This window comes from Aliivibrio sp. S4MY1 (genome assembly GCF_028765545.1).
Taxonomy (GTDB): Bacteria; Pseudomonadota; Gammaproteobacteria; order Enterobacterales; family Vibrionaceae; genus Aliivibrio.
This window is the reverse complement of the sequence record NZ_JARACP010000007.1, coordinates 69,368-83,756: the sequence shown is the minus strand read 5'-3', so window position 1 is coordinate 83,756 and position 14,389 is coordinate 69,368. Positions and strand designations below refer to the sequence as shown.

Here is a 14,389-nt window from a genome sequence, read left to right as displayed (position 1 = left end):
GACGATAAAATTTAGTTGTAACGATATACAACTTTTTTAAGGATGAGTATCATACAAATTGACAATTTTAAAGAGTATTTCTAGACAATTACTGACCAACACCAAAGCTTTTGAGGTTCTATTTGATTCTTTATGTTCCGAAAGAGCAGAAGCCAAAGGATTGTTTGATATTCGTGAATATATTCTTGGTCATCATCATTGGTAACTATCGATGCAATGGCTTGTCAGACCAAGATAGTTAACGGACTACTTTCTTGCGGTAAAAAGCAACCAAGGAAGTTTCGTAAAGCAATTGAAGTGAACATGGCTAATACAGTTGCTCTTGAAAAAAGTAATGAGTACATCGAATTACGTCAATATTATGTGTTTATGATCGACAAACTTGAGGGTGACTTCAGTCTTTGAACTAGACCAAAAAGCATAATAATGGTTGAAAATTTTGTTTTGAGAAAGGAAAGAAACTAGATTTAGAGTATCGTTACTACCATTAGCTCAAAGGAGTTGACCACAGAGTAGGTTACGAATGCGGTTAGAGAGAATTGAGGCATTGAATCCAGTATTGGGCTCTTGATGTCAGTATGAATGAAGATGCATGTTAGATATATACGAAGTATGGTGCAGAAAATGTAGTGCCTGTGCCATATGAGGCTGAATATGCTTCTAAGCTCAGTATTGAAAACTGATTTTAATAGTATGCCTAAAAACTAAACACTCATGCGGTTCAGTTGCGACCTCTATTTTTTATAAAAGAATAAATAATGAAGATAACAAAATTTGAATTAAAAAATGCTCTTGATAACAATGAATTTGTGTTTTTTTATCAACCACAAGTTTGTTTTGTTACGGGGAAGTTAAAAGGGGCGGAAGCACTAATCCGTTGGATGAAATCTGATGGTGGACTTATTATGCCAAATGATTTTATCTCATTAGCAGAAGAAAATGGTTTTCTTAACAATATCACTTTAAATATGTTAGATATATTAGCAAATGATAGTAAAAAATTTCTAGCTATAAATGATAAATTAAATATATCTATAAACATATCAGTCAAAAGTCTTTATTGTTCAAAAATATTGAATAAGATAGAAAGACTAATAACAAGTGGTAGCTTGCGGAGTGAAAACTTCTCTATAGAAATAACTGAATCTACATTATTTGAATATAATTCCTTAAATTCTGATGCTCTAAATCTATTTGATTACCATAAAATACAGTTAGTTATGGATGATTTTGGTACTGGTTTTTCTAATTTATGTTCATTAAATGGAACTCCTTTTTCTAAGATTAAATTTGATTATTCATTGATAAAAGACGTAGGGAAAAACGATAAGAGTACAGCAATTATTATAGAAAACATCAAAATGGCTCATAAACTACAGCTAGAAACAGTAGCAGAGGGTGTTGAAAATGATGAAACATATAGAATTTTAAAAGATAATGGTTGCTCATTGGCTCAAGGTTTTCTTATATCTAAAGCTGTATGTCGTGATGATTTTATTTCTGATTTTATTAGGGCTGATCATACTTTTCCTCATTCCCCATTAGGATTGGTGAAATTAGCTAAATATAGTTATATCGAATGGGTCGAAAATGTTATTGATTTTTCTATTAAAAAAATTAGAACGCCTAGAACAATGGAATCTAGTGACTTATTATTAAATTCTAATTGTGGATTTCTAGGTAATTGGAAGGATGATAATATAGCTAATTATATAGATGAAAAAATGTATTATTCATTAAATAAAGCTTATATGGAGTCGTATGCTATAGCTAAAGAGTTAATAATTACTAATGTTGAAAATATAACGATATCTATTGAACGCCATTTAATATTAACGAATAAGTTAATTCGTAAAGAATCTCTAATTTTAAGTATATTATTATTGTTGGAGAATATGTTAAAATTAACACATAAGTGCAACTAATGAATTATCAATTAAAACGACGCTGGCCTAGATTTGAGTGTATAAAGCCTGTTAATGCGAAAATATATAAAGCCCATAATATTTTTCCTTTTGTGTCTGTTAAATTACTAGATATCTCAAAGAAAGGTATTGGATTTTCTTCTCCAAGAAAATTAAATAATGTAAATTGTAAACTAAATATTAGATCATTCCCTGTACTTACAGGGAAAGTTGTTTACAGGAGAGAGGGTGATAATAATGGTGATACTTGTTATCATTATGGTTTGATTTTAGATCGTGAATTAAATGAGGTTCAATTAGAAAATTTAGGATGTAGAGGGTTAATTAGTTTGGAGCATAAGAATACATTATTGGGATAGAAAATAATATATTGAATTTAAATCACCCTTCAAATTTCGCTTAATTAGATTATGTTTTTAAGTGAAATGAAACGAAAAGTAAGGTGGTTATCATAGCTAGAAATAAAGATCTATTTGCAAAAGGTATATCAATATTAGGGCTTATTTCACAGTTAGGCACTGAAGAGCAATGTCGTAATCGGTTATTTGATATACGATAGTCTACTGGCTATAGTTGTAAAAGTTGCAAGCATAATAAATACTGCGAGCTAAAAGAAAGGCAGTTTTTTAAATCTAATTAATGCTAGTACTTAGGAACATTAACTTAGAGCCTTATTTTTAGCGTCAAAATTGCCGTTAAACATATTGTTTTAGCTACTTATCTCATCACTCAAGAGAAGAATTGCATTTCAGTATTAAAGTTTTCTCAACAGATTAGTGTTTTTTTATTAACGTAGCATGGTTATGAAACATAAACTAATGTAAGTGACTAAGGAGCGAGATGGCGAAGAATAGTCACTAAATATGTAATTTAGTGTTGTTACTAGCTTTAAACTTAACGAGTGGAAAAGTTTATTTAACACTAAAATTACTTGTACCTCTGATGGTATCACCTGTTTTAAAAAGCGTAAAGAAAGACGATGTTCTTCACTATGCTATTGTTACAGATAGTGAGGTGATTGGGTTAAATTACTTTGTTTTCAATGATTCAACGACATAATTAAGTGTTGACGGGGAAATTGTCAACATTTAAGCGATTGATATTATTGAAAATAGAAGGTCTTAAATTCTTGATGACTTCTTTGTAGGTACTTAGTAATGTGAAAATCAATGTATTGTTCATTACCACGCAATAAATAATAAACATCTTCCATGTTATTTGGAAGAGTTTTTTAAGTTCAATAGGTACTTCAATCTTGAACAGTTCATTTACTCAAGTATTCAAACTTAATCAATGTCTGAGTTGTTGCTTAAGCTTACTGAGGTTCGATGGTAATCAGGTAATTCTATGAAAAAACACACAATAGTAAGGCTTGTTGATTATAAGGAAATTGGATTATTTAAATATGTTGGATTATGTATGAATTATGATGTAATCAATAATTCATACATATTTGAACATTTAATCATTCCAATAGAAGAGTTATTTTTTTGTGGGCAGTTAGTTGAGCGTGTATTTGTTGATTTGTCTGAAATTGAAATTGATACCAGGAAAGGTTCAATTGATTTGCTCAACAACGCCTTTTAAATATTACAATAAATTATTATTTTCTAATCTATTCGTTTAACGACTTAAAAGTTCCACTTATAATGCTCTTACCGTGAAAAATATAGAAAATAGCATGTTATTGGCTTTTTCTAATGTATAATAAAAAGAATTTATTTTACGAGTTTAATTTAAATGATACAACAAGAAAATATAAGTATTAAAAATGGAAAAATTAGAGTTAAAATGACACGACACGCTCGTCTGTCATTAAGTGCTCGCCTAGCCAATGCTGGAATAAAAATAATTGTAATAAACGAGGTAACATGCCTTAGTTATGGTGGCACATTGATGGTTAGAGGTTCTATTGAGGGGTTAGAAAAGAGGATTAATACTCATTTTAATATAAGCATATAAAAATGAACATTATTCGTTGAATCCGCAAGAGGGGTAATTTTGTAGTGGTCAAGTAAAATTGGCCACCATTTCATAGTCTAATCAATATTGTTGCTCTGCAAGATTTGGTAGTTATCCATCATTATGTCGATGAGGCTTGATACAGGGGGATCGCATTAGTGTTTGTTTTTTAACCGCACCATTAAAACCAGCTTTCAATACTACCTCTAACATAGAAGTATTCATCATGCAGCGTTTCTGCTTTCCGACAATACTGAGTTTAGTTGGCTCTTCTCGAAGTATATTCAGACTCATATGGCGTAAGCAGGCTACGTTTTCTGCGCCACGAGCTTTATATATCTGACACGCATTTTCATTCATACTGACATCAAGTACCCAATGCATGGATTCAATTCCCCGATGCTCTCTAACCACATTCGCAGCCTGCTCTGCGGTCAGTTCTTTTGAACTAATGTAATAACGGTACTTTAAATCAAGTTTCTTTCCTTTCTCAAAACGAAAATTTTCAACCATCACTATGCTTTTTAGCTTAGCCCAACGACTGAAGTCACCTTCAAGCTTGTTATACCAATCTAAGTAAAAATATGATCTAATTGAGGCTGTTACCTAATTCTTGAAAAAGACACTATGGACAGCATAGATAATATTGATTTCAAAAAATTTACCAGCCAACAAAAATCTATTCAAATGAAGATGCGATTACTCGCATTAGCTCACTTTAAAGATGGCTACTCCCGAACCCAAATCGCTAAGTTCCTCAAAGTAAGCAGGACAAGTGTAAATAAGTGGGTACAAACATTCCTTGCTGAAGGGATTGAAGAGCTCCAAGAAAAACCAAGAATAGGTCGCCCAGCATTCCTCTGTACTCAACAACGTGAACAGCTAAGCCAGTTCATAAAATCATGTGCCGAAGATTCATCGGGAGGCAGATTAACTGGTACTGATATTCATGCTTATATCGTGAAAGAATTTGGTAAATATTATCACCCAGATTCTATCTACTATCTTCTTAATCAAATGGGCTTCTATTGGATAACTTTACGCTCCAAACATCCTAAACAATCCCAGCAAAATCAAGACGATTTTTAAAAATCAAAATTGAAACGATCTTTAAGATCCCAGGTCACATGAGTCTTGATAACATTGATGTCTGGTTTCAAGATGAAGCGAGGTTTGGTCAACAAAACACAACAACTCGACTTTGGGCTGAACGTAGTTTTAGGCCGAGAGCAGTAAAACAACAGCAGTTTGAATATGCATATTTGTTTGGCTCTGTATGTCCTTTTAGAGGTATTGGTGAAGCAATGGTCGTACCTTAGGTTAGCAAAGACATTATGGTTGAGCACCTTAAGCAGATCTCCAAGGTGACTGAGAAAGACCGTCATGCCGTGATCATCATGGATGGTGCAGGTTGGCATACAAATGACATTGCAGAGCAGTTTAGCAATATCAGTATCATCAAACTCCCGCCATATTCACCAGAGCTAAACCCGATAGAACAATTGTGGAGTTGGCTTAGACAACACTATCTTTCCAATCAGAGCTTTACCGGCTATGAAGATATTGTTTCGAAAGTATGCACAGCATGGAATCGATTCTTGGAGAGTACAGATAGGGTCACTAAAATGTGCACGAGGGACTGGATTAACCTGACCAGTTAATTTTCCAGATTGGTATTATAACGCAGTATGGCGTATGAAGCATAAGCTGATGCAAGCAATGAAAGAGCGAGACTATGAAACCCATTGAGTGGTTACATTCAATTAGATGGAGTTTATTGGGGAGGGGGTCAGCGTGGTACTCATGGCTGAGGCGCAAAAGGAAAGCGTCCTTTCGTCGCTGCGGTATCTATGAATGGCGAAGGACGCCCAATAAATATGAGATTTAGTGTAGTGACAGGCTTTAAAACCAAAGAATTAACGAGTTGAGCAAAAGCGCATTTAACGCCCAAATCACTGGTTATCTCTGATGGTTTATCGTGCTTTAAAGACGTTGAGAAAGCTGATGTGTTTCACCATGCTATCGTTACAGGTGGCGGAGCTGATTACGTTAAATTACTCTACTTTCAGTGGGCAACACAATGATTAGTAATGTAAAAAACTCAAAGCGTGGGACTTACCATACAATAAACGTCTTCCTCGTAACTCATACGTTATTAAAAGTGCTTTCGCTGTAGGTTACTATCAGGAGAAAGTGCCAATGACCAACCAATCCGAATGTAAGTGACATCACCACGCCAAGTTTGATTTGGTGCTTAATATCAAATTGTCGTTTTAATAAATTAGAGGCAATAATACTTTCATGATCCGCTTTCTTATAAGTAAACTTCGGTATTTAAGTGTTTATTAAATTAAGTAATTTCATTAACTTAGTTGTATGATGGCGGCTAAATGTTATCCCTTTATGGGATAGCATTTTGCCTAGGTCGTACTAATAAAGATATTATTGGGAATTTAAGTTATCACATTTCCAATAATGTCAATAATTGCCGGTAGATATTTTTTTGGATATTTTCTATTCAAGTGAAATTTCAAGAAATACACAGCCGTAATCTGAGTTTAATGGGATTAGTACGACTTTATCTTTTGATTGGTGTCTAATGGTATGATTTTCACCAGAGACAACTATTGGTGTTGCCATATCAAAATCAAAGCCTTGTTCACTCAATAATCGTTTGGCTCCACCAGCTACCATACTAGTTATTTCACCTACCATATCAATCACATCTGCATTAATATTTTGATGAACTTCGCCAACCATTTTTTCCATCGTCATTAACACTAGATTTTTTTCAAACGTTACAGATAGCGAGCCTTTAAGATTGGGAGCAGTTAAGCCTATAAAGCCAGATATATCCCCTTTGGCATATATTTCTTTTTTCAGAATCGGTTTTTTAGGTGTTAACTGAATAGTTGACATGGTTGATGATACATTCATTAGAGAAGTTAGAAAAGGATTGATAAATTCAGTTTTCATTGCTCTTATTTTACTACATAACTAAATACACCTAGTATAGCCTATATTATAGATAATAAAAAATAAATTTCTTGTGGTTATCCACTGCAAAATCACGGTTAGAGCATTTTAATTCCAGCCTCTATAAGGGTTGAGCAGTACTCATCATCAATAACGGTTATCTTCTTTTTTTTCACCATGCTGATCTTTTTAGTCGTCTATTGCTTGATAATACTCTGTGCCATTTCACTCAATACGTTGAACGTGAATCATTATGCTCCAATACCTCTTCGGATGCGAGATTCATCTTGAAGTGACCAAAAATATTTGGCCACTTACTTGGAGGATATTCATATATAAATTAATCCGTATTTCACTAATTTTGAAAAATTCCTGAAATACTTTTACCCAAAAAAATTACGGTACTAAAATAGGTGAATTAGCTAAAGATAGTTTTGTTTACAATCAATCATAGACTGGACTTTTAAGAGCTAACTTGTTTATTTAGGTAGAAGAAAGGCCTTTTTATGATCTGAGAATCGTCGCCAAACAAAAAATAAAACCAACAAAAAGGCTGACAATAATTATCACATTTAAAAAACAGTTGATGCAATTATTTAGCTCTGACACCCTTCAAAAGACAGAGGAAATCACTGGGTTTATTCAGCCTTATCAGGCCATTCGTCCTGCCCAACAGGTGCTGAATTTTGTATCTGAACTGAGCAAAGGGAACTGTACTTCAATTGCAGATTTGTTAAGGTACGTTCAATAGAATATACTTATGTGATAGAGATAATGTGGCTTACAAGCCCTTTCTCAGTCGGTTTAGGAAGGAAGAGCTCCCTCATGTCATGCATCAGTTAGTGCATTTTACTATGGTTCAGTTCACTCGACAATTGTGTTCTCAGTTACCTGACAAACTTTCTTGTTTCGGTGATGTATTGCTTTAGGGCGACCTTTCTTCATGTGCATAAAGATTTTGCCTAAATTTATCGAAGTCGTTTCAAACGTAACCCTGCTGCGATTAAGTGCCATATGACGATGTCACTCAAAACCTTTATGCCTAAAGCAATGACGATTAGTGCTGACACTGTGTCGGAGAGAATTTTTTTCCTTCGCCCTCAACAAGGAGCAATAAATTGATCCTTATTCAGAGGCGGGTTATCTAGATTTCGACTATTTTTCCGAGCTTGAGCAATGCGGCGGTTTTTATATTTTTGAGGGGCCAAGTCTCTCAACCCAAGCGTTATTGAGGCCAGAAATAGTAAAGAGATCTGCCTAAACTGGTGGGTAAAAGCTCAAAGATATTACACGTCGCACCAATCGTGGATTTAAAAGTTCGCCGAGGAAAGTAATGATTTCTAGTTGTAAGTTATTGGTTTTATGAAGAAAAGTAATTTTGTATTTGGCTTGCTAATCTTCTTTCTAAAGCTACTCGGCGGACGACATTATGGCTATCTATTGATGTCGCTGGCAGGTAGAGCTTATTCAAGAATTAGTTGCTCTATCTGAAAACGTTAAATCATCTTTTGGTTATATTGAGAATTCAGTTCAATCAATTTCAAAAATGAACGCTTTAGTAGCAAGCAGGTCACAAGAACAATTTACTCTAACAGAAAGAGTTGGACTTAATATTAATAATACATTTGATTTAGTGAATCAGAATGTGGTTGATATTAATCAAACCCAACAATCAGCTAAAGAATTGTCACAATTAGCGGGATCACAAAAGAAAGAACTGGAATTTTTTAACGTGTAATTTACTATATCGTAAAAAGCTCTTGTAACTTTAGTTACAAGAGCTTTACTTCGAGTTTAGTTAAATTGTTAATTATACAATATCTTTCCGAATCGGTTTAAAGTGCAGTGTATTTCTTTTTTGCCCTTTTATTATGGTCGACTTAATATGGGGAAAATGCGAGCTAGAAAACGTCACCAGCCCTGCGGGTTACATTGTAGTCACACTTTCAGCGAGCACCCATATTCAACATTTTTAGATGCTGATAAGTCCTTTGACTTATTGATTATCAAATCATCTCACGACTACTTTCTAATTCAAGAAACGTAACGCTCCTAATCACAGTAGCTAATTTTTGCATTGGGTATTTTTTACCATAACGACCAAATGTCATGCTTTGATGTGTATGACTAACAATTTGTGCTACCAGTGATTCTTCAATCTCTTTTTGCTTCAGTTCATCGATGAATGTATGTCTAAAGCTATATGCAGTAAGGCGTGCATTAGCAGGCATACCTATTGCTGCCTGTAAGCGTCCAAACTGCTGACAGTAACGTTTCGACCAGTCTTGCCACTTCCCATCAGGCTTATAGTTAAAGAGCTGAATACAACGTGCAGCTTTGCGGTTAGCAACATAATCTAGAAATCCTTTTTCTATTAAAAGAGGGTGAATAGGTACGTAACGCAAACTACTTGCAGTTTTAATGTGTTGGTCTTGACCATCCTCAGAAATCAAAAAGCAGTCAATACCTTCTTTATTACAAATATCAGCGACACGTAACTGACACGCCTCGCTCGGGCGTAAACCTTGGTAGAGCATAATGGTGGTAATCAATCTAAACTCGTCAGGCTTGGATTGAAATGCGGTTGAGCGATACAATTTAACTAAATCTGTTATAGACCAACGTTCACGCTCTTCATCTTGACTTTTTTTCTTTGCTTGCTCTTGAACTGTGATGTCTTGAAATGGATTATCCGTCACGTATTTCATTTGTTTACACCATTTGAAGAACTGGCGACACGAAGCCAAATAGTCTTTGTTTGTTTTGTAACTACGCCCTTCTTGATACAAGCGGTCGCGAAAGCGAACCGCATCAGCACTAGTCACTTGAGATACACAGCGTGATGTCAAATTAGAGAGGAAGTGCTCAGTTCGTTGTTTTAGTTGCTCGATGGTGAGTGGGCGTACTTTAACGTGTTGTTTTGAAATAATAAATTTAGCGAATGCTTTTTTGACGGTAATGATGGTTTTTGTCTTTGTAGCAGGGGAGGTAATCATTGTTACTGTTTGTGATTGAAGCGAACTTGCAGTTCGCACTTGTCGAACAGGTAAACGGACTGTATCGCGCAGAGTAAAGCTATCTCGTACTTGGTTGACGAGTACATCAACGTTATCACGGAAGGTACTAGGGTTATATTCTTGGAAAGCGTTATCGATGAGCTTTCTAAGTTGCGGAACCAAGATGAAATTACGCTCAACAGCTTCATCACGTCGTTTAGTGAGTAAAGAAATTTTCAAGTCAAAAGGAAAGCCATTGTCACGTAAGGATTTAGGCAAACAGATACGGGTATAGTAGGTCGAGTTTGGGGCACGAAAAAGGTACATTGTCTCAGTCAATCCTGTGTGATGACTTAATGCAGCCCCAAAAGCGAGAAAATCCCTTGAATAATCAATGACTTAATGTTTGGTGGAGGGGTTTGAATGCTACACCTATTAACTAAAAGTGCTGTAATTACAATGGGTTATCTGTTTTTCTCAAAAATCAATTTAACCGTATGTCTGGTACATATTAATAGCGATAAAACCGTTAACCGTCAAGGAAATCCGATTATTTATCTGATGTTTGCGGTGTTATGGGTAAATTAGGGGAATGCAGATTGTTTGTATTATATGTTTGGGAAACTATCGGTCAATGTTCAGTAAGTTTGTTAGTTAGTAATGTTTGCTCTGACAAGTACTGAATTTTAATATAGCGAGCTGTTAGATTGAATACGAATCTTACGCATGTTAAGAAGCTTGAAGGTTTACAGTATGAATAATTGCATCACTAAGCTCTGCCAATGGTTTAATAGCACAATATCTTACTAGTTTGAACTTAAAGCCATCATCATAGCTAAATACTCGCGTAACGTCTTGAGTGGATAATCCTTTCCAGAAACAGTACATAAAGGCGTAGAAAGTATACTTACAATATTAGTAACTGAATCATAAATTTCTTGATATTGTTCCAGAGTAATAACCTCAAACCTTGAGCCTTTATATCATCAATTACTTCCTGAGCATAGATAGGAGATTAAGAAATAAGTGCTTGTTTTAGATATAAAAAACTTCATTTATGATCAGATAATAGCTACTAAAGAAAATATCAAAATCAACCATGAAACGACAGAACTCAATTAAAGTTACCAACCAAGGTGAGCATTACTTCGAAATTCCAGATGAGTATATAGCGGAACTTGACTGGCAGGCTGGCGATAGCGCCATTTGGATTCAAAACAAAGATGGAAGCTTTTACTGACTAAAAAAGAAAGTGAGTCATAGTAATGGCTATAGTTATATAAAAATGTAACATAGATTTACGCTGAAATGTGCTAAAAAAGTAAGGGATCCTTAGTTGCGCGTTAGATAATGAAAAAGAAGCTGACGATTCAGACCTCTTAAATTCGTACACAATATGCAATTGCTTTGAATCGATCACTACAACGAAGTTTATGCTTAATTTCACATTAGCAATGTGTCCAGCGAGTAGCAAAGACGAGGCACTGCGTTTAGACAGCGCCTCTTAGCGATGGTTTAATTGTAAGAAATCATTTCGTTGAAGTATTCAACTTGCTCTTGCATAGAAAGGCTTTCAGTATTTGAGCCTAACGTCCAAATAAAGAAACCGCCGTATCCTTGAGCTTTCTGCCATTTTGCTCGTTCAATATTATTTTCACGAGTTTCAACAAAACGACCATCTGGCCCCCATTGGCTATTGATGGTTGCACCAAGCACAATTTTTGATGGGTCACCTACGTGTTTAGCATAGTTTGCCATAGCAACATTGTACTTGAAGTTTTTACCTGCGTCGTATGTCATTACGTTGAAGAAATCAACACTATCTTTCGTATTTTGAAGTAGTGATATAACTTCACCATGGTGGCTAGAACGATCTGGCTCGATGAATGAACAGTTTTCAATAACGCTTGGATTTTCACACTCAACAGGGTCGGCACCTACATGGTAAGTTGTCAAAGAGATAAGCTTACTCTTACCGACTTTGGTGCGAATCAGATCAATCAACGCTTCTAGGTTACGGTTCTCTTGTTCAGTAAGGCGCGCAGCTTTTTCGTAGTCGAAATCGATGCCATCAATACTTACATAGCCAGCCAGTTGATACTTGCTGTAATCACACTCACCAGACCAGTTCGTCGCAAGACATTTACCAACCATCTCTTCTGGTTTAAGGTTTTTCTTATACACTGGATAAGGCTTGTTCATCATTTCAACAAGACCATTGGCAATTGACTCGCGTGCAGCAGGAGAGGCCATATAAGCCCACATACTTTCATGTGTTTGACCACCAAATGCAACCATCATGGTTTTATTTGTGTGGCTATGTTTTAGCTCTGTCCATGATTGGTAGCCTGGAGCCATCCAAGAGTCGTTGTAACTTGATTCAATCATTGAATCCGTTACTTGGATGTTTCCGTTCGAGTCCCACTTACCAAAAGACAAGAAGTATGCATCACCTTGAGATTTTTGCAGTTCTTCAATATTAGTCAGTCCCCACGACGTCAAATAAGTAATTGAACGGTCAGGATTATCACGTAAACCTGTTTCTGGTTTCGCTTCCTGTACTTCAATCGTCGACACTGGGCTTGCTAGCGTGTCACCTTCAGTATTGATGGCAATAGCCTCAATGGTGTGGGTACCTTCCTGTGCACCAACCCACTCATATTCGTATGGTGCTTTATTGAGTGTGACTAGCTCCGTTCCATTTACTTTGAAAGTCACTGACTGAATTGAGCCAACGAAGCTTTCTGCGTCAGCGGCAAGTTTAATGCTACGTCCCTGCGTGAATTTTGAACCATCAACTGGAGATGTCAGTCCGACGACAAGATCTTGGTCGGTAATCGCCAATGTAATTGGTGCAGTTGCCGCTGATGCACCTTTGTCGTCATAAGCTGTTGTTACTAATTCATAAGCACCTTCTGCCTGACCTGGAACTGTCAGTTTATATTGATTGCCTGATGCTGGTTGCGTAGCTGTTGCGACAACCTTACCGTTAAGCAGAGCTTCTACTTTTACGACTTCGCCATCTTCATCAACCGCATTGATAATTACGTCAAAAGGCTTATTCGGAGATAGGCGGGCACCGTTAGAAGGCGTTTCTAAACCAATTTCAGGTAACGCGTTTGGATCACATTCCCCTTCTGATTGCCAAGCATCTTTCCAAGCATCTGGGTAGCTAGGATGTCCAGTTCCTGGTGCCCATACTGGGTTACCACACCAGCCAGATACTGTACATGAGAATACTTCACCAATATTCGAAACACGATCGCCAACTTGGTAGCTAATCCCGTCTTGATAAGGTGCAACATCACCACAGCTGTTGCTCGATTCGGTAACGGTAATTTGTACACTTGTCGTGTTCGTTAGGTTCTGCTCATCGGTGGCAATCGCGCTCAGTGTCACTGAGCCTGCTTGTGATGGTTGCCAATCACAAGCAAATTGATCGGTTTGCTTAGCATCAAATTCACAAATTTGAGCGTTATTGGCTTTGATGACAACAGAGGTTAAGTCATCATCAGAATCGAACGCATCAACAGAGATCGATACTGTTTCTGTTTTATTAAAAGTGGCGTCATTTTCTGGTGTAATGAAACGAACTTCTGGTGCTGAGAAATTGTGATCAGATTTCACTTCAACCGTAACAGATTGCTGTTTGAGTTGTTGGTTTTGGTCATCAAACACAAGCACGTTGATGGTTGCCAAACCTAGTTCACTTGGTGTCCAAGATTGCGCATAATCTGTTTTATCTTGCTCGACATTCTGTTCCGCAATTTTACTGCCATCGACCCAAAATTCGATTTTAGACGCGGTTTCACCAGCAATAGAAATCGTAATATCGGTTACTTCATTGGATACCAATTTTTGTCCATCAACAGGAGAAAGAATTGACAATTCTAATTCTGGCTCTGGTGTAGGCGGTTGTCCACCACCTGAACCATTGAATTTAATTGAGTTTTCAAACGATTGGAAATCTGGAAGTTGGCTATTTAGCCCAAAGGAGAAATTGAATGATCCATCACGAGGAAGTGTATTTTTAACCCATACACCGTCATCAAATTTATAAGTGATAGTGTGATAAACACCTTCAGATGTGAATTCATGTTCAATCGTCCAGCTCGGATATGAGAGCGCTGAAGATACGAAATTAACATCGTTGATAGCATTGGGTAGTAGAAACTCAATCGTAGATTCTTTCATATCAATGTCTTGATTTGAAGTATTTTGAATTTCAACGCTATAAGTGCTCCACCACTGACTTTCATTTGCTGAAGTCTCAATATTTACAGTTTCAGCAATAGCTGCAGCAACAGGGCTTAAACTAAACCCAGCGACAAGAAGCAATGTTGATCCTAATATTTTTTTCATGGAATATCCTTTGTTATTAATCTTGTTTAGGTTATTAGCCGTGCATTAAACAGTAGGTAAGTTACAGTTAATGAACATGCTATTGTGTAGGGCATTTGAATATCTAATAAGCGGCTGATTTTGAAGAACAAAGAAAAAAAGTAAAGTAGAAAGATCCCAACAAAAGAC

Annotated in this window: 9 protein-coding genes and 6 pseudogenes; 10 read left to right on the top strand and 5 right to left on the bottom strand. The window is 36.1% G+C overall.

The annotated features are described in order from the left end of the window. Positions 1-195 precede the first annotated feature (195 nt). From PVK71_RS09540 to PVK71_RS09515, 6 genes and pseudogenes are all read left to right on the top strand, one after another. Positions 196-660: pseudogene (locus PVK71_RS09540) on the top strand (ISAs1 family transposase); the annotation flags it as partial. A gap of 98 nt (positions 661-758) precedes the next feature. Continuing rightward, positions 759-1,925 (top strand): EAL domain-containing protein, encoded by a 1,167-nt coding sequence (locus tag PVK71_RS09535; protein ID WP_274418275.1) that lies wholly within the window; start codon positions 759-761, stop codon positions 1,923-1,925. After that, positions 1,925-2,284, top strand: a complete 360-nt coding sequence (locus PVK71_RS09530) for a hypothetical protein (protein WP_274418276.1) — start codon at positions 1,925-1,927, stop codon at positions 2,282-2,284. Before PVK71_RS09535 ends, PVK71_RS09530 begins: the two co-directional genes overlap by 1 nt. Positions 2,285-2,376: 92 nt before the next feature. Further along, positions 2,377-3,215: pseudogene (locus PVK71_RS20505) on the top strand (IS1595 family transposase). Positions 3,216-3,272: 57 nt separating this feature from the next. Continuing rightward, positions 3,273-3,512: a hypothetical protein gene (locus PVK71_RS09520; RefSeq protein ID WP_274418277.1), complete on the top strand. Its 240-nt coding sequence runs from the start codon at positions 3,273-3,275 to the stop codon at positions 3,510-3,512. A gap of 153 nt (positions 3,513-3,665) precedes the next feature. Continuing rightward, positions 3,666-3,887 (top strand): hypothetical protein, encoded by a 222-nt coding sequence (locus PVK71_RS09515; RefSeq protein ID WP_130049173.1) that lies wholly within the window; start codon positions 3,666-3,668, stop codon positions 3,885-3,887. 111 nt (positions 3,888-3,998) lie between these two features. Here the strand turns inward: PVK71_RS09515 and PVK71_RS09510 are convergent, their stop codons facing one another. Further along, a complete protein-coding gene (locus tag PVK71_RS09510; RefSeq protein ID WP_274418335.1) occupies positions 3,999-4,481 on the bottom strand; it encodes an ISAs1 family transposase in 483 nt (160 codons plus the stop codon). 42 nt (positions 4,482-4,523) lie between these two features. On the opposite strand from PVK71_RS09510, the pseudogene PVK71_RS09505 reads away from it, so the two are divergent. After that, positions 4,524-5,548 (top strand): annotated as a pseudogene (locus PVK71_RS09505) (IS630 family transposase). Positions 5,549-5,564: 16 nt separating this feature from the next. Next, positions 5,565-6,018, top strand: a pseudogene (locus tag PVK71_RS09500) (IS1595 family transposase); the annotation flags it as partial. Positions 6,019-6,401: 383 nt separating this feature from the next. Here PVK71_RS09500 and PVK71_RS09495 read toward each other — a convergent pair. Together PVK71_RS09495 and PVK71_RS20500 are read right to left on the bottom strand one after the other, a co-directional pair. After that, positions 6,402-6,863 (bottom strand): chemotaxis protein CheX, encoded by a 462-nt coding sequence (locus PVK71_RS09495; protein WP_130046032.1) that lies wholly within the window; start codon positions 6,861-6,863, stop codon positions 6,402-6,404. 98 nt (positions 6,864-6,961) lie between these two features. Next, a pseudogene (locus PVK71_RS20500) lies at positions 6,962-7,153 on the bottom strand (ISAs1 family transposase); the annotation flags it as partial. Between the two features lie 1,166 nt (positions 7,154-8,319). Here PVK71_RS20500 and PVK71_RS09490 point away from each other — a divergent pair. Beyond that, a pseudogene (locus PVK71_RS09490) lies at positions 8,320-8,601 on the top strand (methyl-accepting chemotaxis protein); the annotation flags it as partial. A gap of 268 nt (positions 8,602-8,869) precedes the next feature. Here PVK71_RS09490 and PVK71_RS09485 read toward each other — a convergent pair. After that, on the bottom strand, positions 8,870-10,186 hold the full coding sequence (locus PVK71_RS09485) for a tyrosine-type recombinase/integrase (RefSeq protein ID WP_274418279.1): 1,317 nt from the start codon (positions 10,184-10,186) through the stop codon (positions 8,870-8,872). 96 nt (positions 10,187-10,282) lie between these two features. Between PVK71_RS09485 and PVK71_RS09480 the strand changes: the two genes are divergently transcribed. Then, complete coding sequence (locus tag PVK71_RS09480; protein WP_274421807.1) at positions 10,283-10,447, top strand: hypothetical protein; 165 nt, start codon at positions 10,283-10,285, stop codon at positions 10,445-10,447. A gap of 927 nt (positions 10,448-11,374) precedes the next feature. On the opposite strand, the gene PVK71_RS09475 is transcribed toward PVK71_RS09480, so the two are convergent. Next, a complete protein-coding gene (locus PVK71_RS09475) occupies positions 11,375-14,221 on the bottom strand; it encodes an Ig-like domain-containing protein (RefSeq protein ID WP_274418280.1) in 2,847 nt (948 codons plus the stop codon). Positions 14,222-14,389 lie beyond the last annotated feature (168 nt).